This is a genomic window from Neptuniibacter sp. CAU 1671 (assembly GCF_029222905.1).
GTDB lineage: Bacteria > Pseudomonadota > Gammaproteobacteria > Pseudomonadales > Balneatricaceae > Neptuniibacter.
Window position 1 is genome coordinate 1 of record NZ_JARHUE010000008.1, and the last position, 25,110, is coordinate 25,110.

The 25,110-nt window shown below is 50.6% G+C and carries 27 protein-coding genes; 15 read left to right on the forward strand and 12 right to left on the reverse strand.

Features of this window, described 5'->3' with window-relative positions:
• From P2G53_RS12485 to P2G53_RS12495, 3 genes are all read left to right on the forward strand, one after another.
• On the forward strand, positions 1 to 91 hold a 91-nt coding region (locus P2G53_RS12485; protein WP_275817948.1), incomplete at its 5' end, for an IS3 family transposase.
• Positions 92 to 569: 478 nt separating this feature from the next.
• Entirely contained in the window at positions 570 to 971 is a 402-nt protein-coding gene (locus tag P2G53_RS12490; protein ID WP_275817732.1) for a GFA family protein, read from the forward strand.
• Positions 972 to 1,080: 109 nt separating this feature from the next.
• Positions 1,081 to 1,569 (forward strand): RDD family protein, encoded by a 489-nt coding sequence (locus tag P2G53_RS12495; RefSeq protein WP_275817734.1) that lies wholly within the window; start codon positions 1,081 to 1,083, stop codon positions 1,567 to 1,569.
• 107 nt (positions 1,570 to 1,676) lie between these two features.
• On the opposite strand, the gene leuA is transcribed toward P2G53_RS12495, so the two are convergent.
• Positions 1,677 to 3,359 (reverse strand): 2-isopropylmalate synthase, encoded by a 1,683-nt coding sequence (gene leuA, locus P2G53_RS12500; protein WP_275817736.1) that lies wholly within the window; start codon positions 3,357 to 3,359, stop codon positions 1,677 to 1,679.
• A gap of 218 nt (positions 3,360 to 3,577) precedes the next feature.
• Here leuA and P2G53_RS12505 point away from each other — a divergent pair, with 218 nt between their 5' ends.
• A complete protein-coding gene (locus P2G53_RS12505; RefSeq protein WP_275817738.1) occupies positions 3,578 to 4,045 on the forward strand; it encodes an Lrp/AsnC family transcriptional regulator in 468 nt (155 codons plus the stop codon).
• Between the two features lie 66 nt (positions 4,046 to 4,111).
• Here the strand turns inward: P2G53_RS12505 and P2G53_RS12510 are convergent, their stop codons facing one another.
• The gene (locus P2G53_RS12510) at positions 4,112 to 4,360 is read right to left on the reverse strand and encodes a hypothetical protein (RefSeq protein WP_275817740.1); all 249 of its coding nucleotides are present in this window, start codon (positions 4,358 to 4,360) and stop codon (positions 4,112 to 4,114) included.
• A gap of 406 nt (positions 4,361 to 4,766) precedes the next feature.
• Between P2G53_RS12510 and P2G53_RS12515 the strand changes: the two genes are divergently transcribed.
• Positions 4,767 to 5,147 carry a BBE domain-containing protein gene (locus P2G53_RS12515; protein ID WP_275817742.1) on the forward strand — a complete coding sequence of 127 codons (381 nt, stop codon included), beginning with the start codon at positions 4,767 to 4,769 and terminating at the stop codon, positions 5,145 to 5,147.
• 6 nt (positions 5,148 to 5,153) lie between these two features.
• On the opposite strand, the gene P2G53_RS12520 is transcribed toward P2G53_RS12515, so the two are convergent.
• Positions 5,154 to 5,615: a YaiI/YqxD family protein gene (locus tag P2G53_RS12520; RefSeq protein WP_275817744.1), complete on the reverse strand. Its 462-nt coding sequence runs from the start codon at positions 5,613 to 5,615 to the stop codon at positions 5,154 to 5,156.
• A 315-nt stretch (positions 5,616 to 5,930) separates the two neighbouring features.
• Between P2G53_RS12520 and P2G53_RS12525 the strand changes: the two genes are divergently transcribed.
• From P2G53_RS12525 to hisA, 3 genes are read left to right on the forward strand one after another with little or no spacing between them, the layout of a single operon-like run.
• Complete coding sequence (locus P2G53_RS12525) at positions 5,931 to 7,319, forward strand: glycosyltransferase (protein WP_275817746.1); 1,389 nt, start codon at positions 5,931 to 5,933, stop codon at positions 7,317 to 7,319.
• Between the two features lie 28 nt (positions 7,320 to 7,347).
• Entirely contained in the window at positions 7,348 to 7,947 is a 600-nt protein-coding gene (locus tag P2G53_RS12530; RefSeq protein ID WP_275817748.1) for a hypothetical protein, read from the forward strand.
• Between the two features lie 50 nt (positions 7,948 to 7,997).
• Positions 7,998 to 8,768 carry a phosphoribosylformimino-5-aminoimidazole carboxamide ribotide isomerase gene (gene hisA / locus P2G53_RS12535; protein ID WP_275817750.1) on the forward strand — a complete coding sequence of 257 codons (771 nt, stop codon included), beginning with the start codon at positions 7,998 to 8,000 and terminating at the stop codon, positions 8,766 to 8,768.
• A gap of 106 nt (positions 8,769 to 8,874) precedes the next feature.
• On the opposite strand, the gene P2G53_RS12540 is transcribed toward hisA, so the two are convergent.
• Entirely contained in the window at positions 8,875 to 9,735 is an 861-nt protein-coding gene (locus P2G53_RS12540) for a LysR family transcriptional regulator (protein WP_275817752.1), read from the reverse strand.
• A gap of 193 nt (positions 9,736 to 9,928) precedes the next feature.
• Here P2G53_RS12540 and P2G53_RS12545 point away from each other — a divergent pair, with 193 nt between their 5' ends.
• Both P2G53_RS12545 and P2G53_RS12550 read left to right on the forward strand, forming a co-directional pair.
• Positions 9,929 to 11,122 (forward strand): YbfB/YjiJ family MFS transporter, encoded by a 1,194-nt coding sequence (locus P2G53_RS12545; protein WP_275817754.1) that lies wholly within the window; start codon positions 9,929 to 9,931, stop codon positions 11,120 to 11,122.
• A gap of 15 nt (positions 11,123 to 11,137) precedes the next feature.
• On the forward strand, positions 11,138 to 11,740 hold the full coding sequence (locus P2G53_RS12550) for a glutathione S-transferase N-terminal domain-containing protein (protein WP_275817756.1): 603 nt from the start codon (positions 11,138 to 11,140) through the stop codon (positions 11,738 to 11,740).
• Positions 11,741 to 11,905: 165 nt separating this feature from the next.
• On the opposite strand, the gene P2G53_RS12555 is transcribed toward P2G53_RS12550, so the two are convergent.
• On the reverse strand, positions 11,906 to 12,211 hold the full coding sequence (locus tag P2G53_RS12555; RefSeq protein ID WP_275817758.1) for a hypothetical protein: 306 nt from the start codon (positions 12,209 to 12,211) through the stop codon (positions 11,906 to 11,908).
• 175 nt (positions 12,212 to 12,386) lie between these two features.
• Between P2G53_RS12555 and P2G53_RS12560 the strand changes: the two genes are divergently transcribed.
• Complete coding sequence (locus P2G53_RS12560) at positions 12,387 to 13,316, forward strand: AEC family transporter (protein ID WP_275817760.1); 930 nt, start codon at positions 12,387 to 12,389, stop codon at positions 13,314 to 13,316.
• On the opposite strand, the gene P2G53_RS12565 is transcribed toward P2G53_RS12560, so the two are convergent.
• The 3 genes from P2G53_RS12565 to P2G53_RS12575 all read right to left on the reverse strand — a co-directional run bounded on the left by P2G53_RS12565 (position 13,308) and on the right by P2G53_RS12575 (position 15,524).
• Positions 13,308 to 14,339: a nucleoid-associated protein gene (locus P2G53_RS12565; protein ID WP_275817762.1), complete on the reverse strand. Its 1,032-nt coding sequence runs from the start codon at positions 14,337 to 14,339 to the stop codon at positions 13,308 to 13,310. The genes P2G53_RS12560 and P2G53_RS12565 overlap by 9 nt on opposite strands.
• A gap of 134 nt (positions 14,340 to 14,473) precedes the next feature.
• On the reverse strand, positions 14,474 to 14,662 hold the full coding sequence (locus P2G53_RS12570; protein ID WP_275817763.1) for a hypothetical protein: 189 nt from the start codon (positions 14,660 to 14,662) through the stop codon (positions 14,474 to 14,476).
• A gap of 646 nt (positions 14,663 to 15,308) precedes the next feature.
• The gene (locus tag P2G53_RS12575; protein WP_275817765.1) at positions 15,309 to 15,524 is read right to left on the reverse strand and encodes a hypothetical protein; all 216 of its coding nucleotides are present in this window, start codon (positions 15,522 to 15,524) and stop codon (positions 15,309 to 15,311) included.
• 462 nt (positions 15,525 to 15,986) lie between these two features.
• Between P2G53_RS12575 and P2G53_RS12580 the strand changes: the two genes are divergently transcribed.
• Positions 15,987 to 18,728: a bifunctional acetate--CoA ligase family protein/GNAT family N-acetyltransferase gene (locus tag P2G53_RS12580; protein WP_275817767.1), complete on the forward strand. Its 2,742-nt coding sequence runs from the start codon at positions 15,987 to 15,989 to the stop codon at positions 18,726 to 18,728.
• Between the two features lie 4 nt (positions 18,729 to 18,732).
• Here P2G53_RS12580 and P2G53_RS12585 read toward each other — a convergent pair whose 3' ends face one another.
• A complete protein-coding gene (locus P2G53_RS12585) occupies positions 18,733 to 19,017 on the reverse strand; it encodes a metalloregulator ArsR/SmtB family transcription factor (protein WP_275817769.1) in 285 nt (94 codons plus the stop codon).
• Between the two features lie 347 nt (positions 19,018 to 19,364).
• Here P2G53_RS12585 and P2G53_RS12590 point away from each other — a divergent pair, with 347 nt between their 5' ends.
• Positions 19,365 to 20,300 (forward strand): universal stress protein, encoded by a 936-nt coding sequence (locus P2G53_RS12590; protein WP_275817771.1) that lies wholly within the window; start codon positions 19,365 to 19,367, stop codon positions 20,298 to 20,300.
• 1 nt (position 20,301) lies between these two features.
• Here the strand turns inward: P2G53_RS12590 and xthA are convergent, their stop codons facing one another.
• Complete coding sequence (gene xthA, locus P2G53_RS12595; protein WP_275817773.1) at positions 20,302 to 21,120, reverse strand: exodeoxyribonuclease III; 819 nt, start codon at positions 21,118 to 21,120, stop codon at positions 20,302 to 20,304.
• 173 nt (positions 21,121 to 21,293) lie between these two features.
• Between xthA and gorA the strand changes: the two genes are divergently transcribed.
• A complete protein-coding gene (gorA, locus tag P2G53_RS12600; protein ID WP_275817775.1) occupies positions 21,294 to 22,652 on the forward strand; it encodes a glutathione-disulfide reductase in 1,359 nt (452 codons plus the stop codon).
• Between the two features lie 7 nt (positions 22,653 to 22,659).
• Here the strand turns inward: gorA and P2G53_RS12605 are convergent, their stop codons facing one another.
• Positions 22,660 to 23,298, reverse strand: a complete 639-nt coding sequence (locus P2G53_RS12605) for a DUF2238 domain-containing protein (protein ID WP_275817777.1) — start codon at positions 23,296 to 23,298, stop codon at positions 22,660 to 22,662.
• 127 nt (positions 23,299 to 23,425) lie between these two features.
• Between P2G53_RS12605 and P2G53_RS12610 the strand changes: the two genes are divergently transcribed.
• Entirely contained in the window at positions 23,426 to 23,956 is a 531-nt protein-coding gene (locus P2G53_RS12610) for a DinB family protein (protein WP_275817779.1), read from the forward strand.
• 18 nt (positions 23,957 to 23,974) lie between these two features.
• Here the strand turns inward: P2G53_RS12610 and P2G53_RS12615 are convergent, their stop codons facing one another.
• On the reverse strand, positions 23,975 to 25,000 hold the full coding sequence (locus P2G53_RS12615; RefSeq protein WP_275817781.1) for a GGDEF domain-containing protein: 1,026 nt from the start codon (positions 24,998 to 25,000) through the stop codon (positions 23,975 to 23,977).
• Positions 25,001 to 25,110 lie beyond the last annotated feature (110 nt).

Sequence of the window (25,110 nt, forward strand, 5' to 3'; positions counted from 1 at the left end):
CGAATACATCGAAGTATTTTATAACCGCATACGTAGGCACTCGGCTTTGGGCTATGTCAGTCCGGCAGAGTATGAGCGCAAATGCGCATAACCTAGTGTCTACTTTTTGTGGGTAGGACCAATATCCAAGGATGTTTAGGTGTCAGTTTCAATCTTACTTAGTCTTTATGGTTGGCCATTTCTTGTTGGACTAGGTTGCTTTGTAGGTTCAGTCTCCACAAAAGCCAGATCCGGTTTGTTTGGCCTATTAAAGAGTTATTTATGCCTGTTAGTAGCCATTCTCCTTTCATGGACCGCAACTTTATTCATTGAAGTTTGGGTCATACCTCATGCAAGTAGTGACGAGTGTGTAAATGGACTGGATAGCTGCAACATTACTCTGCTTGAGTTAGGGGGCTGGATAGAAACATGGAATTTTATAGTGTTAGAGGTTTGTGCAATCTTGGTTGCCATCACTTTGGCAGTAAAACAGGTAAGACATTTAACAAAAACAGGCAGTTGACGTGGAATGCCTTCAACTGCTCTAAGCGTTATGTGTATTCCATCCATAGACCGTGGAAAAAATTTTGATGTCTGATTATTCAGGTTCCTGTCTGTGTGGCACCGTAAGCTTTTTGGTAAAAGGTGAGTTTGACAGCTTTTACCTGTGTCACTGTCAGCACTGCCAAAAAGACACGGGGTCGGCTCATGCAGCAAATCTATTTTCGCAGTCAGCTAAATTGACTTGGTTGGCAGGTAAAAACGCTGTAACTAGTTTTACGCTGCCAGGTACTCGCCATAACAAAAGCTTTTGTAAGTTTTGTGGCTCAGCACTGCCCAGCACTCAGATCGAAGGTTTGCTCGTCGTTCCTGCAGGCTGTTTGGACACTGAAATCACGTTGCAGCCAACGGCACACATCTTTTTATCCAGCAAGGCGTCGTGGCAGGGGAAGTTAGGGGACGTGCCAGAATTCGATGGGTTGCCAGATTGAGCGGCCACCACATCCTTTTCGGCTATAAGCAGACGCATCCCCGCTGCACCACGACATACCGCAAAGCCAGGCGTTAACTTTACAATCAACCAACAAGGAAATACGCAAAATGGAATTTGAAACTACCGAAATAGATGTAACACCCACTACGGATGCCGCGTTAAACAAAGCCAGTCGCTGGAAACGGTTGTGGGCCTCTCTGATAGATACCTTCATTTTGTTGTTATTCATCGTGCCTATGATGTACATAACCGGGGGATTTGATGGGATTAAGGATGGTGTGCAGCCTTCGATCGTTTACTCGTTGCTGATAGGCCTGCTGAGTATCGTTGTTTTTATTATTATCAATGGGAAGCTACTGACTGGTAGTGGCCAGACAGTGGGTAAGCGAGCAATGGGAATCAAAATTGTATCGCTATCGGGTGAGCTGCCAACTGTAAAAGAGCACCTGTTAAAAAGGTATGGGATCTATTTTCTGCTCGGGCAGGTCCCCTTTATTGGCCAAATTCTCTCCATCGCCAATGTGTTGATCATCTTTGGCAAACAACGACGCTGTGGTCACGATCATATAGCGGGCACGACAGTGGTTAATTGCTGACAGGTTTTAAAGCTTACTTTGGCTATTCTGTAACTCGCAGAGTTATAGCGTGAGCACTGCAAAAGAAAAGGCGCATAACAATGCGCCTTTTTTCGTTGTATAGGAATTCAGCTTGCCTGTCGTTCTGCTTCCTGTACCGACTGACTGCGATTCAGACCGGTAAACAGTGCCTTGATCGCGGCACTGACAATATTCCGGTCGATGCCCACACCAAAGATTGCCGGGCCACCGTCAATCTGCATTTCGATATAGCAGGCGGCTTCAACCGCTGCACCGCTGCCGATGGCGTGTTCGTGGTAGTCGATTACCTGTACCGGCTGACCCAGAGCTTTAATCGCTGCGTCGATGGTGCCGTTACCAATGCCGTTGACAGTACGTTGCTGGCCGTTGTCCTGATAGCGGATTTCAACCTCAGTGGCACCTTTGTCACCGTGGCTGTGGGTGGTCAGATCGGCATCGGTAAAGTCATAAGCTCCGCTTGCTTTGATGTAGGTCTGCTCAAACAGCGCCAGAATATCGGCACTGGTGGCTTCCTGACCCTTGGCGTCGGTGAAGTTTTTCACCACCCGGCTGAACTCGATCTGCAGGCGGCGCGGCAGTTCAAGCCCGTACTGCTGCTGCAACAGGAAGCTGACACCGCCTTTGCCTGACTGGCTGTTTACCCGCACCACGGCTTCGTAGCCACGGTTCAGATCGGCCGGATCGATAGGCAGGTACGGGACTTCCCAAATGCCTTCAGGATCACGCTGGGCAAAGCCTTTTTTGATCGCATCCTGATGCGAACCGGAGAAGGCGGTAAACACCAGCTCGCCCGCATAGGGATGGCGCGGGTGCACCGGGATCTGGTTGCACTCTTCCACGGTACGGCGGATCTGTTCAATGCGGGAGAAATCCAGCCCCGGGTGTACGCCCTGGGTGTAGAGGTTCAGCGCCAGGGTGACGATATCCACGTTGCCGGTACGCTCACCATTGCCAAACAGACAACCTTCAACCCGGTCAGCACCGGCCATTACCGCCAGCTCTGCTGCGGCGACGGCTGTGCCGCGGTCATTGTGCGGGTGGACGCTGATCAGAATGCTCTCGCGACGGGCCAGATTACGGTGCATCCACTCGATCTGATCCGCATAGATATTGGGCGTAGACATCTCAACCGTGGCGGGCAGGTTGATGATCATTTTGCGTTCAGGCGTTGGCTGCCAGATGGCGCTGACAGCATCACACACCTCTTTGGCCACTGGCAATTCAGTACCGGAAAACACTTCAGGGGAGTACTGGAAGACCCATTCGGTTTCCGGGTACTGCGCGGTGTACTGTTTGACCCAGCGGGTGCCTTGTTCGGCAATCGCTTTTACGCCAGCCACATCGGTGTTGTAGACGATACGACGGAAATCCGGCGCAGTAGGATTGTACATATGCACAATCGCGCGACGTGCGCCCACCAGCGACTCTACGGTGCGTTTGATCAGGTCTTCACGGGCCTGGGTCAGCACTTCAATGGTGACATCATCCGGGATACGGTTTTCTTCAATCAGACGACGCACAAAATTGAAGTCGGTATCGGAAGCGGCCGGGAAGGCGACTTCGATCTCTTTAAAGCCGATCTCCACCAGCATTTCAAAGAAACGCAGTTTGGTTTCAACGGACATGGGATCGATCAGCGACTGGTTGCCATCGCGCAGGTCGGTGCTCATCCAGATCGGTGGATGTTCAATGGTCCGGTTTGGCCACTGGCGGTTTTCCAGTTTCACCGGTGCAAAAGCGCTGTATTTGGTGGCGGGGTTGCTGAGCATCTCTTTCTCCATCAGGTATAGGTTCAGACCTGAAAAAAGCGGGTGCACCGGGTGACTGGATGTAAGCCTTCAGGTGACACCCGCAAGCTTGTGGCTTGCTGCTTTTTTCAGATTGAGAGCATTTTACTGCTATATGGTTGGAATTATGTTGCTATTATTGCGTATTATTGGCTTATATAAGCAACTAAATTCTATTTATATAGATATGTGAGCAATAAATGAAACTTGATGCGTTTGATCAGGCAATTTTACGTCAGTTACAACGGGATGGGCGAATCACCAATCAGGAACTGGCCGAAGCGGTGAACCTGTCGCCATCACCCTGCCTGCGCCGGGTGCGCCGTCTGGAGGAGGAGGGTTATATCGATGGTTATACCACCCGCCTTAACGCTCGCAAGCTGGGTCTGAAACTGATGGCGTTTATTCATATCAGTATGGATAAACATACGCCGGAACGGTTTGACCGGTTTGAACAGGCGGTGGCTGCGCTGCCGGAAGTACTGGAGTGTCATCTGATTACCGGGCAGGACGCCGATTATCTGCTGAAGGTTGTAGTGGAGGATATGGACGGTTATCAACAGTTTCTGCTGAACAAGATCACCCGGGTTGAGGGTGTATCGGGTGTGCATTCCTCGTTTGTGCTGAAGTCACCCAGAGATACAACCGCACTTCCGGTTGGAAGCTGATTTGCAGAACCTGAAAATAAATCACCCCCTGCAGAGAGAGTACAGGGGGTGATGGGGGACAACGCTTTAACGTGGAGTAGGTGAAAAGCCTGCTTCCAGTGTGCCGCGCAGCGCGTATTTGCTCATATCATCTTGTTTCACAACGCTGGAACCGGCGTAGGTTGGGTTGGTTTCGATGACCTTGTTAATCTCTTCAGCAGTATTTGCCTGAGGCTGCATAAAAGGTGCTGCAATCTTATCGGTCACATCGTCGGCAAACGCGGTGAAGGGGACGAAGGCTGCACTGAGCAGCAGCATTTTGAGTGATGTTTTCATGGCTAGAGTTCCTATCATTTGACCGTCATGTCAATGTTGCCCCGGTGTGTTGTTGTGGTTGTGTCTTATACCGGGTGGTTTCCCTGCAAGCCTGCATCCATCTGATGCTGTGAAATTCCTTTTATGCTTGCGTTACTTGGACAGGGTCCGAATCCTGATTGTTCATGTTTTATACGATCTGGCGCTTGAATGTTTTTGTACGTTTTTTGCACATCTCGGTGGTGCCGGGCTATCTCCGGTGATTTTCAGGTCATTCCAGAGGTAGCCGCTATGTCAGAGGTCACCGTTTTTAGAGAAGCCTTTCAGGTTTCCTTTCCACGCCCGCTGAGAGATCTGTGGCATGTCGCCCATCGGTTTGCAAAGGTATTAGAAAGGCGATTATGTCTATACGCTGACGGATACAGCGATGGATGTTTATCTGAAATTTACGCAGGAAGTACTGCTAGAACTTTCTCTATTGCACCTGTATCTGATCGATGGCGCGGTACATAGGGTAGGGCGCAAGGAAACCGCCTGGGAGTGCCGTGATGCCATGTGGTCAATGGTGATTGCAGGCATTGATCCGGACCCGGCGAAAGCGGGCCGTCTCACCGAATGGGCCCAGAGTTACTGGGAAGAGATTCATCCGCATAACCGGGATGGTGCCTATATCAACTTTATGATGGATGAAGCTCCGGCCCGTATCCGGGCCACCTACGGCGATAATTATGATCGACTGGCAGCCATCAAGAAAAAATATGATCCGGAAAACCTGCTCAGGGTTAACCAGAATATCCCACCCAGTTAATACAGATCAGGTTTTTGGTTTGGGCGCATACCGGGCAAGCAGCCGATCAAGCTGGTTGGCAAACTGCTGACGGTCGCGCTGATTCAGAGCTGGTGGTCCACCGGAATTCACACCACTGGCCCGCATGGTATCCATAAAATCCCGTATATTCAGTCGCGCGCCAATGGTCTCTTTGGTGTACTGCTCACCCCGCGGACTGAGCACGAAACCGCCTTTTGCCAATACGTCAGCCGCCAGGGGAATATCTGCGGTTATTACAAGGTCGCCGGGTGCAACGCGGCTTTCGATTTCTGTATCTGCTTTGTCAAATCCAGACTCGACACGCAGCATGCTGACAAAGCGTGAATTGGGAATCTGCAGGTTTTGGTTGGCGACCAGTGTTACCGGAATCTGAACCCGTTCAGCGGCCCTGAAGAGTATTTCTTTGATCACCACCGGACAGGCGTCAGCATCCACCCAAATCTTCATTGTTATCACCTGTTTATAGCCGCACTACGCCGTATATTTTGCGCCGCATTATAGCGGATTTTACAGCGGATCTCTGTTTTGTCTCTGATCAGAGACAAATAAATTAAGACCTTATTCAGTTGCGGTTCGCCATGCTTATTCGAAATTTCTGCATCGGGTTCAGGCTGAATCATTCAGAGCGGATATTAGACTTTTTTTATGCGTTGCAGCATATATCTTATATCTGCAAAAAAATGCATAATCGCGAAAAATTTTGCCTGGATGGCTAACCCCTTCAACGCCCGATCTCACTTAACTTGCAGGTAGATTGTTGCTATGTCTAACGACTTCTCCAGTCGCGTCAAATGGTTTTATAAACTGGCGCCATTCTATCTTTTGACGGCGACCGTTTTCTACATGGCTTGGACCACCGAGCCAGAGACTGATATTGCTTTTACACCGCTTCGCTGGATTATGTTGCTGCTGTTTGTGCCGCTGGCGCTGAAGTACGTAATTCAACTGCTGGCGTCGCTTTTTTACGGCCTGACCCAGGCGCGGCCCATTTTTATGGGGGCTTTGCCACGGGTATCGGTTCTGATTCCCGCCTGGAATGAAGAGGTGGGCATTGTAAAAACCCTTAAGTCTGCATTGCACAGCGAATACGCCAATCTGGAAATTGTTGTGATCAATGATGGTTCAACAGACGGTACCGATCAGCAGATTCAGGGCTTTTTAAAGTCTCTGACTCCGGCTCAGCGTGCGAATGTACAGTATCTGAAGCTTGAAAACGGGGGTAAAGCCCGGGCGTTGAATCAGGGTCTGGAGATCGCCACCGGTGAGCTGATCGTGACGGTTGATGCGGATAGCGTGCTGGATAAGCAGGCAATCAGTCGATTGGTAAACCGTTTTTCCGAGTCTGACGTGGCCGCCGTTGCGGGCAATGTGATTATCGGTAACCGTGCGCGTTCCATCGAATGTCTGCAACAGCTTGAATACCTGTATGGGTTCTTTTTCAAGCGCGGTGACTCTGTCTTTAATTCTGTTTATATCATTGGTGGTGCCGCGGCGGCTTACCGTCGTGATGTGCTGATGCAGCTGGGTGGTTTTGACCATTCCATCATTACCGAAGACATTGAGATCTCCACCCGTATTCTGGCGCACGGATACAAAACCCGGTACGCGCATGATGCAGTTGTGTACACCGAAGGTCCGGCGGATTGGAAAGGGCTGTGTAACCAGCGTCTGCGCTGGAAGTTTGGCCGCCTGCAGACGTTTTTCCGACACCGTTCGCTGTTTTTCCAATGCAGTAGCCGTCCCGGTCCTTATCTGAGCTGGTTACTGCTACCGGTAGCACTTTACGCCGAACTGCTGCTGCTGTTTGAAGTTGTACTGATGACGGTATTTTTTAGTTACACAATCTACACCCAGGATTATCTGCCATTGCTGTGTGTGATTATGGTGATGAGCTGTCTGATTTGGTTGCAGGTACTGACTGACCCCAAACGCGATAAACATAGCAATCTGCTCTGGCTGGCACCGGTGGCCTGGCTGTTGTTTTTCTTTATTGATGCGGTTGAGTTTCAGGCGCTGTATCGCAGTATCAAACGCTTCTGCAAAGGTGAAGCGTTGCAATGGCAGAAGTGGGTCCGTAAAGGCCTTAGCCAGGCGCCGGATCTGCTCGGTGATACCCAAGGCAGTCAGACTCCGGTTGATTTGCTAAACTGAGGCCAAACTTCGGGTAACCGGGTGTGGCATGTTACGCATATTGATCATTGCGATGGTGCTCTTGGGCACCATCCTTTTTTTTCACAGGGAACAACCCGCCCCGGTTCACCGCTCGGGTGTGCTTGTTTCTGGCGCACCCCAGCAAACCCTTCCACAGGATACCCAACTGGTCACCGTCGGTGATTACCTGCTGCTGCCTCTGGCCGAGTTCAGCCTAGAGGCGCGGGTGCTGGGCCGTGAGAACTATCGTTTTGGTCGCGAGGCGGATCTGTCACCGATGGATCTGGCGCTGGGCTGGGGCGAGATGTCAGATTCCGCCATTCTCTCCCGTATTGAGATCAGCCAAAGCAACCGTTTTTACTTCTGGCGTACCGAACGTTTTCCAATACCCCGCCGACAGATTGAAACTCAAAGCGCCAACATGCATCTGATTCCTGCCAATGATTACGTTGCCGGTAAAATGGATGAGGTGCAGGCCGGTGATCTGGTGCATTTCAGTGGTCAGCTGGTGGAAGCCAGAGCTGAAGATGGCTGGCGCTGGCGCAGTTCTCTAACCCGTGAAGATACGGGTAACGGTGCCTGTGAGCTGGTGCTGGTCAAAGACCTTTATATTCTGCCACCGCCCTGATGCTTTTGTTACAATGCGCGGCGTTCAAGATCTCATTGGAGTAATCACACATGACCCTTTTCCGTCCCTGTATCGACCTGCATCAGGGTCAGGTAAAACAGATCGTTGGCGGCAGTCTGACCGATCAGGGTGCCAGAACCAACTTTGTCAGTGCCCATGATGCAGCCTGGTATGCGGACCTCTACCGCCAGCATGCTTTGCAGGGCGGCCATGTGATTGCACTGGGTCCCGGCAATAAAGAGCAGGCACTGTCTGCACTGGCAGCCTGGCCTCAAGGATTGCAGTTTGGCGGGGGTGTGACGCCCGATAATGCGGCTGAATTTTTGGCAGCGGGTGCTTCTCACGTCATTGTGACCTCCTATCTGTTTGAAAACGGTGAATTCAGCTGGGAACGCCTGGAACAGATCAAAGCTGTCACAGGTGCCGAACGTCTGGTGCTGGATCTGAGCTGCCGTCGGGTGGGACAGGGCTGGTGCATCGCAACCGACCGCTGGCAAACCGTCACCAAAACAGAGGTCACTGCCGAGTTGCTGACGACACTGGCAGAACACTGCGCAGAGTTTCTGATTCATGCCGCGGATGTTGAAGGCCTGCAGGGCGGTATTGATACTGAACTGGTGTCTTTATTGGGCGAAGCGTCACCGATTCCTGTGACTTATGCCGGTGGGGCACGTAATCTGGCGGACCTGCAACAGGTTCATGAGCTGTCGCAGGGCAGAGTCGATCTGACCATTGGCAGTGCGCTGGATATCTTTGGCGGAAACGGTGTCACTCTGCAGGATTGTATTGACTGGAACAACTCACAGCAGCCGGCCAGTTAAAGACTGACTCAGCTTTGAACCGAACCGGACTTCAACACCTTAACCCAGAGTCTCCTACCGGGCTGTATCGAAGGGTTTAATCAGTAGTACAGACTAGAGGGGTTAATCAATATGCCTCTAACTCTGCAACAAAACGCTCCATTGCAGGACTCCAGGTGTCTGGCTCATCCGTTGCAAAGTAGGTATCCAGCTCGCTTAGCTCCGACGGCAATTCCAGATAATCAATAGTGAAGCGTTGACGATGTGCTTCGACGGTTGAAAGTGGCAGCAGTGTATAGCCCATGCCTGCAGCGACACAGCCCAGGATGCCATCAATGCTGCCGAACTCAAAGATTCTGGTTGCGGTAACGCCCTGTGACGAAAGGAACAGTTCTATTCGCTGTCGGTAGCTGCAACCCTGGCGAAAGGCGAGAAACGTTGTCTCCAGAAGCTGCCCTGCAGAGGGTATCTCGGTCATTGAGTGCGGCCCGACTAATACCAAACGTTCCCTGAATGCTCTGATCAGATGAAAACGATCATGTTCTGGACGACCTGCAACAAAAATTCCATCCACACCACCATCAAGCAATCTGGCGATCAGCTCCGCGGTTGGTCCAGTTTCTACCGTCAACTTAATCTCCGGATACGTCTGGTGAAACTTTGTCAGTATGCTGGGTAACCTGACTGCCGTGGTGGTTTCCATGGCCCCCAGACGTAGTCTGCCTGGAGCATCTTTACCCCGCTGAAACAACCCCAGAACATCGTCATGGTCCTGCAACATGCGCTTTGCATAGCTGGCGAGTGTACTACCTGCACTCGTCAGTCTCGTCCCCCCTTTGCGATGAAAGAGTTGAGCGCCTAACTCTGCCTCCAGTTTCTTAACATGTGCTGTCACGTTGGATTGCACGGTATGGCGCCGTTCAGCAGCCGATAGAAAACTGCCAGTTTCAACCACGTCCATAAAAAGCTGGAGGGACTTTAATTGCATCACATATTTTCCTGCAGTCTAAGTATCATTAAAGATGATATTAATGATCATTTTAAATCATTACTAATGAAAATAATTGTACGGTAGCCTAACTATCAGAGCTAAGTGTCTGAGAAGGGCAAGCGCATGTTCATATCGATCTGGCTTGCACTGACAGGATGCAAATCACAGGTTTACCAGGAAGTACAAAGCCATGATCAAGAGAGCCGATCTGCCGGCAGTGATGACCGGAATAACAACCACACTGGCTGGTATAGGTGTTGCCCGTTTTGCGTATACGCCACTGCTGCCCGAACTCATACAGGCAGGGTGGTTTGGTGACAGCCAGGCGGTATATTTGGGCGCGGCCAATCTGCTGGGTTACCTGATCGGGGCTTTATCTGCTCATCGCCTCTCAGAACAATTGCCACTACGGGCTTTATTGGGGATATGTTTTATCGCCATTGCAATGAGCTTCATGCTTTGCGCAGCACCGGCCAGCTTTGCATGGTTCTTTGTCTGGCGACTGATAGCCGGTGCCTGTGGTGCCATCCTGATGGTGGTGGGGCCTGCGACGGTTTTAACACGAACGCCTCAGGAACGTCGGGCTGTAGTTGGGGCTTTTGTGTTCACCGGTATTGGCCTGGGTGCCCTGTTATCTGCATTGGTCGTGCCTCTGCTTATAGAGGTAAGTTTGACGGCGACCTGGCTAACCCTGGGGGCACTGGTGTTACTGGTTGGCTTGATTTGTGATCGAAACCTGTGGCGGCTGGCTGAGTCATCACTGCAAACAGCAATCAGATTGAACCGCTCCGAGACACAGAAAGCAGGTGTTGGACTGGCGATACTGTTGGTGATGGCAGCCTATGCTATGGATGCCATCGGGTTCGTTCCTCACACTGTTTTCTGGGTCGATTATCTGGCTCGGGAGCAACATCTTGGTACTGAGGTTGCTTCAATACAGTGGGCAGTGTTTGGTGTGGGGGCAGCCTGTGGCCCTTTGCTTGTGGGTTGGGTCGCGCAACGACTCGGTTGGCAGCATGGCCTTACCCTGGCTTTTATCGCTAAGGCACTTGCTGTTGGCTTACCGCTACTGTCCATTGCTCTGGTGAGTCGCACGCTCTCTTCGTTCATTGTGGGTGCGATGGTGCCGGGGGTCGTCGCTCTTACGTCCGGTCGCATTGCAGAGCTGGTCGGGCCAGCCGAGCATAAACGCTATTGGGGTTATGCCACGGCAATCTTTGCGATTGCTCAGGCGGGTTCCGGTTATGCCATGTCGGCACTTTATGGGGTATGGGGAAGTTATTATTTCCTGTTCTATACCGGCAGTGCTGTTTTGGCTCTCGGAGCGATGCTGATCGTTTTTAGTCACTTTATGGCTGCAAAGCCAGCCTGCACAACCAACTGAATTTGAGGAGCCATTATGAGACTTTTTTTGAATAAGACATCACCTTATGCCCGTATGGCCCGCATTGTTATGTTGGAGAAAGGGTTGGTTGATCAGGTGGAACTGTGCTGGTGTGATCCCTGGAGCGACGATGAACAACTGCTTAGAGAAAACCCTGCCGGTCGAATTCCAACACTGGTTACAGACAACGGTACGGCGCTATCTGAATCGATACTGATTGCAATGTTTCTGAACGATCAACAGCTCAATCCAGCACTTATTCCGGATAGCACAAAAGAGCAGGTGTTATATCTTGCAGGTTTAGGACAAGGGCTGATGGATGCATCATTCACCACGGTGATTTCCAGGAAATACCTCAACGAGGAAGCAAATAATTCGATCCTTAGCCAACGTCGTGGGCGGGCTATTCACCGGATACTGGATCGGCTTGAGAGCTGCATTGATGGTTATGCAGAAGCAGAGCAAATCACATTGGGGGATATTTCAGTGGCTGTTGCCCTGGAGTACCTGATATTCCGCCTTCCCGAACTGTACCTGGGCAACAAATATCCTGGTCTTGAAGCTTGGCGCAGTGGCATTACCCAACGTGCAAGTTTTCTGCACACTGTTTTTGCTTGAATAGTATCGGGTGTTTGAGCCAGGCAATAAGACCCGGATTGAATGCTGTGAAACAGCCGCAAAAAAAATGCCCCACAGAGAGTATCAGTGGGGCATTCTGTCACGCTTCAGGTCTATAACGTTCAGGCTACAAACTTGTTGCGATGCGAGTGTTTAAAGCATCAATTACTTGGTAATTGCCTGCAGTTCAGCCATTGCAGCTTCACGGGTTTCATTCGCGATACTGGTGAACGCTTCACCCTGGCTTTTCAGCAGTTCAAACAGAGCTTTGTTAGCTTCCATATTGAACTTGATCAGGTCTTCTGGTGATTTAACGTCTTTCGCTTTTTCTGCTTCTTCTTTGAAGAAAGCAGACAGTTGTTCACCGGATTTTTTCTGCTGCTCGATCGATTTGGTGATAGCAGAAGCCTGCAGTTCCATCAGGCTTTTGATGGTGTCGAAAGATTTCTGAAAATCAACATTGCTAGTCATGTGTGTTCTCCTGCTTTAAATTATGTTGCACTGCACAATGAGTCTGATTTTAGGCATTCAGGGTTTAATGTCAAGATTTTTTTGTGCGGTGCACAATAAAATGTTTTTCACCTGACTGGAACTCAAGCCGACGAGTTGATTTAATGGCAGCCCGTCTAGTGTAGATCAAAATCACATGTCTGGATTTGAAACCATTCTGACCCTGTTTCTGCTGATCGGCGTAGGGTACGTTGCGCGTCGTACGTTGCTGGCATCACATTCGCTGGTGGCATTGAACAGCTTTGTGTTTTATATCGCGGTGCCCGCATTGCTATTTTTATCTGCCTACCGGCTTCCACTGGAAAGCCTGCTGCAGCCTGGCTACATCGGTGCGTTTTTGCTGGCAACAGTTGCTACAGGGTTGTTGGCGATTGCCGGAGCAAAACTCTGGTTTGAGACCCGCTCGCCGGAACAGCATGTGATGCGTGCTGTGAACGGCACCTTTGCAAATTTTGCTTACATGGGCATTCCGCTGATAACGACGCTGTTAGGTGAGCAGGCACATGGCCCGATGATTTGTATGATTCTGGTCGGCAACCTGTTCATCATCGGTGGTGCCCAGATTGTGATTGAAGTGATGCGTAGAGAGGGAACGGGTGTCAGTGCACTGGTGAAAACACTGGACCGTTCGCTGTTGCGCAGCCCGGTTTTTTTGGCCACCGTGGCCGGGGTGCTGGCTTCCTGGTTGTCTATTCCTTTACCCGCAGTTCTGACCCGCGCTTTGGAGATCATGGCGCCTTCAGCTATTCCTGTCGCTCTGTTCTGTCTCGGCGCGGGTCTGCAATTTGCCGCACTTAAAAACTGTAAGCTGGAGATGGTGTGGCTGATTGTCGTTAAACTGTTTTTTCAGCCGCTGATGACCCTGGGTGTTTTTCTGTTATTTGGCCTGGATGATCCCAACTGGCTGCTGGCGACGGTCTTGCTGACTGCTCTGCCGACCGGTGCGTTGGCACATGTTGTGGCACTGCGCTACGACGTCAGTGAACAGGAAACTTCGCTTTGCGTTGTACTATCAACGCTTCTGTCCGCTGTGACAGTGGCGTTGTGGAGTGGCTGGTTACTCTGAATAATCCACCCCGGTCGCAGCACTTAGCTGCTGTCTCAGGGCCGGGGGCAGGTTTTTCAGTATAAGGCGGCCGTTTTCCGGATCAAACAACACATCCTGCTGGCTGTTTATAAGCCCTAATGCCTGTTGTGCCAGTTCAAGCTTCCAGCTGCCGGTACGTGCCTGCAGGCGTCCAATACGATTCAGGGTCAGGTTGTGTGGCTGAAACTGATCGCTGAGGCGGTAAGGCCCCTGTTTGGCAAAGGTGCCAAATGCGCCGGCATGGGTTTCTGCCTGTTCCGGTGGGATATAGACTTCAAACAGGCGTGACACATCCTCCAGTGCCACCGGCTCGCGCTCCTTTTTCTGCTGCTGCATATAATCAACAACCTGATCCATTGCTTCAGCGGTGCGGCTGCCCAGCTGATGCGTTTCACAGTAATCGGCCGCGGCTTTGATCAGGTCGTGGGTGGCTTCTTTAGCAGCTATGGTTTCAGAACAACCGGTAAGGCGCGAAATACTGTGCTCATCATCTGCTTTTGCTTTAGGACCGATAAAACAGAGGTGCCCCTCCTGTTCCATCTGTAACGCTGTCAGATTGACCTTAACGGCCTGTTGCGGATGCTCCAGATCCAGTTGTTGCTTAAATGTTGGTTCTCCCTGGGCTGTCAGCAGTAATACGGGCTGTTCTGCCGCTACGGCAATCATCAGGTGCAGACTTACAGCGTCCCGGTAAAGGGCAAGAATGATTGCACTGGGTTTAATCTCTGCCTGTTCCAGCAGGGGTTGCCAGGTGACTTTGATCTGTTGCGCCAGTGATCTCAGAAGTTCTTCGCGCTCACTGTGACGGGGCAGATTTTTAATAAGGTCAGCTACAGGATGTGCGGCGTCTGCCAGCGTACCATGTTGCAGATTACTGCGCCGGTCGAAGCTGTTACGCAATTTTTCAAAGATAAATTGAGCCGATGTGCTTTGAGAAGGCACAACCTGAATCTCAGTACCGGCAGTATGGAGGGGCAACAGCAACAGGTGTTCGATGGGCATGATAGTGACAGCGGCTTAATTGAAAGCGCCATTCTACCGTTAATTGATCGGATCTGTTGAGCTGAAAAAGGGAGAAAGCTTAAAAAACTGAATGAGCCGGTTAACGCCGGCTCATGGTCATTAAACTGAAGAGTTCAGTCGTCATACTCCTCGTCATACACGTTATGTGTTTCTTGCCGTAAACGACGTTCCTCCAGAATATCCTCGATTTCGCGACGTTTGGTTGACTGCCGTGTGCGAGGGATTTTGTCACCCACTGTGGATGGTTCCCAATCTTCCAGGTCGTCCGTTGGCATTTGGTCGACACGCACTTTTGTACCCATGTTCATCTCTCAATATGTTAATGGTTTGCAGTGAATCTGCGGGATGAAAGCGTAGGGAGGGGTTGGAAAATCAACACAACCTCTTTTTCCGCGAATATAGGGCAGAACAGGAGATCGGGTGTAATTTATTTTTTTTATCAAACAGATAACTTTCTGCTAAAGCATTAATGAAACAGTTGTTGGAAAAATTTTGCTTGATACGGCTTTCGTCTGCTTAACCTAAACCCATGAATCTGCTATGCTGCATTGCAATATATCGAGCTATTGCATCGCAGCAGTCCTGAACTTTTTTCATGTAGTAGGTTTAGGTGAATTCTGTGCGGTGAACTACACTGAGAATCAGTGCTTGATTGGATATCGGCTACGGAGAGTGTGTACATGTGTTGTGTTAAATGTGCCAGTTTTATTGACTCTCCCTATACAACCGCGCCTCATGACGACTTATGCAAGATGCGTGAAGAGAAGACATCGGTAATCTACGGTTGTAAGGGATGTTTCACTTTTTTTGAATTTACAGATGATGCGATCTACCTCATGGACACCAGTGAGTGTGAAGCTGAGTCAAGAGTAGCCTGATACAGGTTGAGCATTATTTGAAAAAGGCGCCTTAAGGCGCCTTTTTTGTGTCTTTAAGAGTGTGCTGCAATTAATGCTCCCACTCATCTTCCTCTTCAAATACATCGGTTATTTCACGCATCAGACGCTTTTCTTCCAGAAGGGCTTCAATTCGACGGCGCTTGTCAGGTTTTAAGCTGTCTCGCTTATAGATCACGTTATCAAGATTATCTTCGGCAGAAGGATCTCCTACCCACTCATCAAGGTCGATAAGACTATCTGGTTTTGGCGTATTGCGTTGATTCATCTGGCTGGCCTCGCTGCACTGATCACGGCAAACAAACAGAAAGACAAACGTATTTAAGGAATCTTTGACTAAAGTCACAGGGTCGATCGGGTTTACGGTACTGCTTAGCCTGATTATGGTACAGAATAAGTTTTTGGGAAGAGGCTGCGGTTAAATTTAGTGAAAAGTTTTGTTGCTAAAAATGGGTTTCTTATACTCGTTTATCGTCACTGTTTGCTCGCTGAAAGGCAGGGCAGGGTATGACAAAACGCTTTGCTGCACTGCAATAATATGCTACTTTTGTAGGGTGAAATTAAATCTTTTGTTCAGGTAATTTTGTCTTAAGGCTTTTAAATAAATAACCATTATTTTCAATTGGTTATGGATTTAAGCCGGGACGGGTTTTAAAACTGGATAGATCGCAATGATGCGCTGCGAAATTGACGCAGCGAAAAACTCAGCAGCAACAGGGGTAAAAAGGCTGTGCCAACAAAATATCTGAAACGGTTTTTTAAACCGCAGTCGATTGCCGTGTTTGGTGCTTCAGAGCGAGAGCACAACATGGGCGGTATCGTTATTCAGAATTTGCTGGAAAGCGGATTTGCCGGGCAGTTGTTTGCTGTGAACTCTCAGGGCTATGACGCGGTGTATGGCGTGCCCTGTTTTACACGTTTGAGTGAGCTGCCGGAAATGCCTGATCTGGCAATCATCTGCTCACCACCAGAAACTGTGCCCGATATTATTCGCGCGCTGGGTGCAAGCATGGTCAAAGCGGCCATGATTCTGACCGGCGGGCTCTCTTTCTCAGAAAATGAATCGCAGCGCAGTCTGCGTGAACAGGTGCGCGAAGCGGCCCGCCCGTATGGCATACGTATTATGGGCCCCGATTGCATGGGCATACTGGTGCCGGGCCACAATATGAACGCCAGTTATTCCCATATCAATATCTGTAAGGGCAAGGTGGCCTATATCGGGCAATCAGGGACGCTGGGAACAGCCATGATTGACTGGGCAACCGGTCAGGAGATTGGGTTTTCTCACTTTTTGACCCTGGGCGATGGTGCCGATGTCGATCTGCCGTCAGTTATTGATTATCTGGCGCAGGACCCTTACACCCATGCGATTCTGCTGCAGTTAAACCGTGTTGATGGCTCTGCCCGGCATTTTATCTCGGCGGTACGTTCAGCTTCACGCAACAAGCTTGTACTGGTCCTGAAAAACAATGCCTTCATAGGTAAAGAGTCCCGTGCTGAGCTTGCGCCCGGTATTTACGAAGATGATGTGGTATATGACGCCGCCCTGCGACGTGCAGGTGTGGTGCGGGTTGCCACTTCCGATGAGCTGTTTAATGCGTTGGAAACCCTTACCCGCATGAAACCGATGCGGGGTAAACGTCTGGCCATTATCTGTAACGGCATGGGGCCGAATGCGCTGGCCACAGAGCGTTTGTTCAGAGATGGTGGCGAGTTAGCCCAGTTGTCCGAAGACTCCGTACAGCAGTTGAAGGAGTTGTTACCTTCCCACTGGAACCGACAGAATCCGGTTGATCTCAATTCCGATGCGACGCCTGACCGTTTTGCCGCCGCCGTGCGGATTCTCACCAAGGACCCCCAGGTAGATGCGGTACTGGTGCTGCATTCACCCACTCGGTTGTCTCCCTCCGTGGAGACGGCTGATGAAGTGATAAAGGTTGCCCGCAAAACGCCACGGAATGTGTTGACCTGCTGGATGGGCAGGCAGACGGCCATTGCGGCGCGTAATCTGTGTAACAGTGCCGGTATCACCACCTTCCTGACACCGGAGGAGTCGGTGGATGCCTTTATGCATATGGTTGATTTTCACCATAACCAGGAGGTGATGCGCCAGACGCCGGCACCGTTCCTTGAACAGAATGCACAGAACCACAGTACGGCTAAACAACTGATTGCTGATGCGCTGGCGCAGGAAAGAGATTATCTGACACACGAAGAGTCGATCCGCCTGCTTGATCTCTACAACATCCCAACCTCCGCAACCTTCTATGCTGAAGATGTGGCGGGTGTAATGGCCATCGCACGTAATCTGGATTGTTCTGTTGCCATCAAGGCACTGCATGATCACAACCACTATCCATTCAGCTATGAAGAGAGTGGAGGGCAGCGCTGGCGCGACATGGCACTGGATCTCTATTCACTGGCAGAGATTGAGCGGGCCTCTGTGAACCTGTCTTACCGTACGACTGAAAGCTACGGCGAAGACAGCCTGAAGGGCTTTTGTGTGCAGGAGATGAAGCGTGGTTTCCAGTCTTTGCAGATTAATCTGGGCATCACCCGTGACCCCACTTTTGGGCCGGTGATTGTGTTTGGCATCGGCGGTCATTCGGTGGATGTGATTGCGGACCGGCATGTGATGTTACCGCCATTGAATATGTCCCTTGCGCTGGAGCTGGTGCGACAGTCCAGAGTCAGCAGAATCATTGATGACAACAGCTATCAGCCGGAGCATGACAAAGAACTGCTTAGCCAGATGCTGGTGACACTGTCAGGCATGGTTGTGGATCTGCCTCACCTCCAGTGTCTGGAGATCAACCCGTTGCTGCTGAACAAAAGCGGTCTGCTGGTGATGGATGTAAGTGTGTCGATCAGTCCGATCCCGGGTCAGCTGTCGATCTCGCCTTATCCGGAAAATCTGACTAAAGCGATCAATCTGAAGTCAGGAAGGCCTGCAATTATCAGGGCGATTCGCGGTGAGGATGAGCCTAACCATCTTGAGTTCTATAACAAACTCAGCCCGCAATCGATTCGTCTGCGTTATTTCTACAGCCGCGGTGTGCCCACACATCATGAACTGGCGAACTGGACCCAGATCGATTACGACCGTGAGATGGCGTTTATTATTTCTGCGGATAAGCAGGACGGTCCAGGTACCGAGACACTGGGAGTGGTTCGGGCGGTTACTGATGCGGATAATGTGCGGGCAGAGTTCAGTATTGTCATCCGGGACGATCTGCAGGGAGAGGGCCTAGGCGTCATTCTGATGCAGCGGATTGTGGATTATTGCCGTGAACGGGGTGTCTTGCAGCTGGTTGGGTCAACGCTTACGAACAACAAAGGCATGCAGGGACTGGCGTCCAAGCTTGGATTTACCGTCAATTACAACATTGAAGAAGATGTTGTTGATATGAAAATGCTGCTTAATCAGCCGGTTGAAGACTGGCAGCGTGCCCGGTTGCAGCTGCCTGTCTGATCGATCAGAGATTAGGGCAGAACATCTCGTGGAGGGTGTGAATAATCCGCTTAGCGGTATCACCTTCCAGTGAGTAGTAGATGGTCTGCGAGGCACGACGGGTTTTAACCAGACCGTCTTTGCGCAATACCGCCAGGTGTTGCGAGAGGGCAGACTGGCTCAGATCAAGATTCAGATTCAATTCTGTCACTGAGAGTTCCTGATCATTCAGATAGCAGAGAATCATCAGGCGACTTTCATTGCCCAGTGCCTTCATAAGTTTGGCTGCCTTCGCAGCATTTTCCCGCATCAGTTCCATCTCCATGACAGGAGGGTTCGCCCTGGAATCTGATGTGGCAGAAAAACTTGTCATACTAGTGGCCAAACGATCACTCCAAATATATCGTCAATAAGTATATAAAAACCTGATATAAGGTGCGGAAATATTGCATCGATACTAACTTATATTGGGTAAGAGGATCAATTTTATCGCTACCATAGAATAACTAATTAGAGTTATCTAAATTAGAGCAGTCAATTTGTTTTAGATTTAGATTTCAAATATTTAGTTATAAGAATTAATAAATGGTTATAAGTGTTAAAAAGACCCGCCTTGCCAGTCGTCAGATACATCACGACTGCTTCGAAGGAGCATGAATGCAGAAAATATTGGTACATATCGATTCCAGGCATGATTTGAGTGCTTTGCTGGATAAAGCTCTCTATCTGGCGCGTCAGTTCAGCAGCAAGGTTGAGCTGTTTAGTTGTTGTTACAACCGTTCGATCGCTCAGGGCCTGATGTTTGATCGTGAGCAGAAAGAACAGGCAGAACATGCTTATGTCCGACAACAGGAAGCGCATCTGGAGAAATTGGCAAACACGCTGGCACAACAGGGTGTTGATGTGTCATGGGATGTGACCTGGGACAGGCACACTGCTGAGGCGGTGGTACGTAAGGTATTGCGTTTTGAGCCTGACTTGTTGCTTCAGGCGGTCGCGCATCATCCTCTCGGCATCGGCCATATGCTTTTTGCCCCGGTTGATTGGCAGATCGCCCGTAAATGTCCGGTGCCGGTGTTATTTGTTAAAGAGCGACCCTGGGGAGAACTGTTACGTATGGCGGTGTGTGTCGATCCTCTGCACGAAACCGATCAGAGTGCGTTGCTGGATCGCCGTCTGCTGGATACCGCCAGCGCTTTGGCAGAGCAGGGTTTTGCTGAGCTGGATATTGTCCACTGCTTTAATACGCTGCCCCATGAAGCGATTTTTGATGAGCATATGGTGCTGGATTATCAGAATCTGCAAGAGAATGTGCAGCAACACCACCGTCAGGCCCTCATTAAACTTCTGGGCGGATATGGCCGGACTGTAGATGACCCTGAAGTGCATCTGCTGCACGGCGAAACGGATCAGGCGATTACGGAGTTTGCCAAACAGCAGAATACAGATCTGTTGATTTTGGGCGTGATTGCCCGCAGCGTGCTGGATCGGATTTTACTTGGCAGTACCATGGAGCGGGTGGTTGATCAGGTTCAGTGTGATGTTTTGCTGATCAAACACCCGTCGTTCAAATGTCCGGTGAGTGAGAGTTAAATTAACTGATATTCAACTCGGCCCAGATCGGGGCATGATCAGACGGTTTTTCCATGCCCCGGATTGTGTAATCAACATTGGACGCCTGGCACAGGCCCAGCAAGGGCTTGCTCAGCAGGATGCCATCAATTCTCAGACCGCGTTTTGGCTCTGCTTCAAAACCTCTGGAGCGGTAATCAAACCAGCTGAATACCTGGTCATTCTCCGGATGCAGATAACGAAAACTGTCGGTCAGCCCCCAGCCGGTCAGACGCTGATACCACTCCCGTTCTTCCGGTTGAAAGCTGGACTTGCCGGTTTGTAACCAGCGTTTACGGTTGGCTTCGCCAATGCCGATATCCAGATCCAGTGGAGAGATATTGAAGTCACCCATGACCACCAGTGGCTGCTCGGGATCACACTCCTGTTGCAGATATGCCTGCAGGTCAGAGTAAAACCGGCGCTTGGCTGGAAATTTGGTGTCGTGGTGGATGCTTTCTCCCTGGGGGAAATAACCATTAATGACCCGAATCTCACTGCCGTTGGCACAGGGATAATCCGCGATAATCAAACGTTTTTGTGCGTCATCATCATCGTGGGTGAAGCCTTTTTGTACCCGCAGAGGCGCTTGTCGGGACATCAGGCAGACCCCGTAGTGGCCTTTCTGGCCGTGAATTTCGACGTGATAACCCATCGCTTTAATATCAGCGAGCGGGAATTCCTCATTATGTACCTTGGTTTCCTGCAGGCCGATGATATCCGGTTGGTGGCTATCAATGACTGCCTGAAGCTGATGCAGGCGAGCGCGAATACCATTTACGTTGAAGCAGACTATTTTCATGGTCATCCTTAGCGGGTACGTGAATCGCGCTTATCTTAACGGCTTGGTAAGGTGTTGCAAACCAATCAGGATAAGTCTTGTCTATGGCTGTGTTTGGTTTTTGCAATTGGCAGAATGCTGAGGGCAGGGGTAGAGTAAGCCCGCGGGTTATGCTGTTACACGAGGAGTGGTGTGTGTCTGAGTTTGATTTTGATCTGTTTGTCATTGGTGCCGGTTCCGGTGGTGTTCGCGCAGCGCGGATGGCTGCTGCAATGGGTGTACGGGTTGCGATTGCTGAAGAAAAGCATTTGGGCGGCACCTGTGTAAACGTGGGTTGTGTGCCGAAAAAACTCTTTGTGTATGCCTCGCAGTTTGCCGAAGAATTCTCTCAGGCGGCGGGTTTTGGCTGGCAGGTTGATGTTTCGCAGTTTGACTGGCCCACCTTGCGTGACAACAAAACCCGTGAAATAGAACGCCTGAATGGGGTTTATCAAAACCTGCTGGTCAATTCGGGTTGTGAACTGATTCATGGCCGGGCGATCCTGACAGGACCAAATGAGGTCGAAGTTGAAGGACGGCGTTATACGGCTGAACGTATCCTGATTGCTGTGGGTGGATGGCCGCATATCCCGAATTTTCCGGGCAGAGAGCATGTGATCAGCTCCAATGAAGCGTTTTATCTTGAGCAGTTTCCCCGTCGCGTTCTGGTGGTGGGCAGTGGTTATATCGGTGTTGAGTTTGCCGGCATCTTTAACGGCCTGGGGGCGGACACAACACTGGTCTACCGTGGCGAACAGATTCTGAAAGGTTTTGATGAAGAGGTCCGAACCTTTGCTGCCGATGAAATTGCAAAGAAAGGGGTTGATCTGAAAGCCAATACGCAGATCGCTTCAGTTGAAAAAAATCATGATGGCTCCTTAACGGTCAGCTTTGAGAATGGCTCTTGTCTGGAGACGGATCTGGTGATGTACGCTACAGGCCGGAAACCCAATGTGACAGGACTCGGGCTGGAAGCATTGGGAATCCAGCTGTCGGCCGGTGGCGCGATCAAAGTGAATGAGCAGTTCCAGACTGCGGTGCCGTCGGTCTATGCCATTGGTGATGTAATCGATCGGGTGCAGTTAACCCCCGTTGCACTGGCTGAGGGTATGGCACTGGTCAAGAATCTGTACGGTCAGCAATCAGTTAAAGTCGATTATGCATTGATTCCAACAGCGGTATTTTGTCAGCCGCCGATTGGCACTGTGGGGCTGACTGAAGCGCAGGCGCGTGAGCAATACGGTCAGATCGAAGTTTACCGTTCCAACTTCAGGGCGATGAAACATACGCTGAGCGGCAGTGAAGAACGTACCTTGATGAAATTGCTGGTGGATAAAACCTCACGCAAGGTATTGGGTGTTCACATGGTGGGGGCCGATGCCGGTGAGATCATTCAGGGCATTGCGATTGCATTAAAAGCAGGTGCAACCAAAGAGGTGTTTGATGCCACCATCGGCATTCATCCGACGGCGGCAGAAGAGTTTGTCACCATGCGCGAGCCGGTTTCTGACTGAACCCGGCTCAGTTCAGCCTCAGTCTGCTGATCTGTCGGTCATGCCAGCCAGACAGGCAGGTCAGCGAGGCTATTGCACCGATCAGGGCAAACGCCATGTCGCTCTGGGTGTCCCAGACATATCCCTGGGTACCCAGAAAGGCTTCTGCGGCAGTGCCGCTCAGTTCCGCCACCCACCACTCAATCAATTCATAAAAAGCGCTGAAGGCGAGACACAGGCTGATGATCATCAGCACTAACCAGCGTCTGCCATTGACCACCTCCAGCCGCAGCAAAATTTCACGGGCGAGAATGGCGGGAGCAAATCCCTGCATGAAATGACCGACTTTGTCATAGTGATTGCGCTCAAAACCCAGCGGTTCTCTGAGCCAGTCAAACAGCGGGACTTCGGCATAGGTGTAGTGCCCGCCTACCATCAGCACAATGGAGTGGATCAGAATCAGCACATACAGCAGAGGCGTCAGTGGGAAACGCCTGCGGGTCAGTGTCAGCAGGATAATACCAATCAGCGCGGGCACAACTTCCAGAAACCAGGTGAAGCCGTCTTTGGGCGCGATTGCCGACCAGATCAAAACGACACTGAACAGGCAAAGCCAGAGTTTTGGGTAGAGGCCAAAGGTGGGAGTCTGCGTGGTATCGGTGTCCATCCGGTAAAATCCTGAGGTTATTTCTCTTCACTCTGATGCAGATCAAGTTAAAGCGCAACTGACTTCGCTGTGCACCTCAATTTGTCATCTTGCTTTGCTGTACTGGGGAAAAAAGAGTGGAGCTATTATGACACTGAAACAGCATTTTGAATTACTGGCGCAATACAATCAGTGGCTGAACGAAAAGATCTACACCCTCTGCAATGAACTCCCGTCAGAAAAGCTCGGCACACTGGGCGCTGATCCAACCTGTACTGTTTTATGGTTCATTAAAACCGGAATTCAGCTTGACCAGGTGTGGCTCAGACGTTTTGCCCAGCATCCTGCAGGTTTTGTGTCACTGATGGATCTCAGATATGCCGCAAGTGAACCGTTGAGTGAAACATTGCCAGACGATCTTGAGCAACTCTGGTCGATTCGATACCGTCTGGATCGCCGCATTCTGGATCTGTGTGATGAATTAGAGGTCTGCCATCTTTCTTATCCGCTGGCTTACCAGAATCGACAGCATTACCGGTTTGAAAAGCGTTTTGGTTATCTGCTGCAGCACCTGTTTAATCAGCAAACCCATGCACGGGGTGGTTTGGTCGCGGCCCTGCAGATGCAGGGCATCGTGCTTGATACAACTGAGTTGCTGGCCGTCATCCCTGAGGCCTGAAGAGGTATCTGGCGGAACTTAATCCGCCAGATGTACCTGATTGCGGCCATTTTGTTTAGCCGCATAGAGTGCCTGATCTGCACGGTTGATCAGTGTGCTTGGGGTTTCGCCTGCCACCAGCTGAGCCACGCCAAAAGAAGCACTGATAGAACTGATTACGTTGCCGTTGTTTTTTTGTTTAATGCGAATAGCCTGAACTTTGCTACGAAGCATTTCGGCAACTGCCGCCGCTTTGTGGGCGCTGCACTCGGGCAAAATCACGGCGAATTCTTCACCGCCGTAACGCACAGGGATCATCGGTTCAGGGCAATTGGCCTGCAACAGCTTGCCGACATGCTGCAGAACTTTGTCACCCATCTGATGGCCGTAGGTATCATTGAATTTTTTAAAGTGGTCCACATCCAGCATCAGTAAAGAGAGACCGTTGGGTACGCTGATGCGACTCAGTTGCTCCAGTTCCTGGTCAAAGGTACGCCGGTTGTAGAGACCGGTCAGCGCATCCATCGAGGCATCCAGGCGGGTGCGCTCCAGTTCTTCACGCAGTGTATTAATCTCTTTCTGCGCAGCCTCAATCTTGCGCTGAAACTCCTGCGTGGATTGGTTCATGGACAGGGTGTACTGAGACAGGGTCTGAATGACGCTTTCAAGCGGTGGGTTCTGTTCTGACTTGCCCTGCGCCTGCAAAGCATCCAGACTGCTTTCAAGCACTTCGCTGAAATCAGCATTCTCTTTGGCTGCCTGATGTGCATGGGTGTGCAGATTGTTGATCACCGCGACGAGCTGCCCCTGAACCTTGTTTGCCGCATCGGTTTCAGCGCCAAGCATATGCTCACGAAACATTTTTTCACTCAGAAGATTTGGACAGGTGCCATAGGTCTGCACGGTTTTGTCCATCTGAAGATTCAACGCAGGCATGCGTTTTGATACATAGGTGTACCAAAGGGCGTAATTCAGCGGGTTGGGTGGGATCTGATACTTGACCATCAGAGGCACGGCCTGACGTAAGTAACCAGCGGCCTGATTTGAATTATCGGCAAATTTCATAACGCTACGCTCTACTGCAAAACACGGGAGGATAAGTTTCCGCTTCAGGCGCAATCATTTTGAATGCAGATACCAGGCACTCGAGCCAAAGCGGATGAAAATTGCCGATT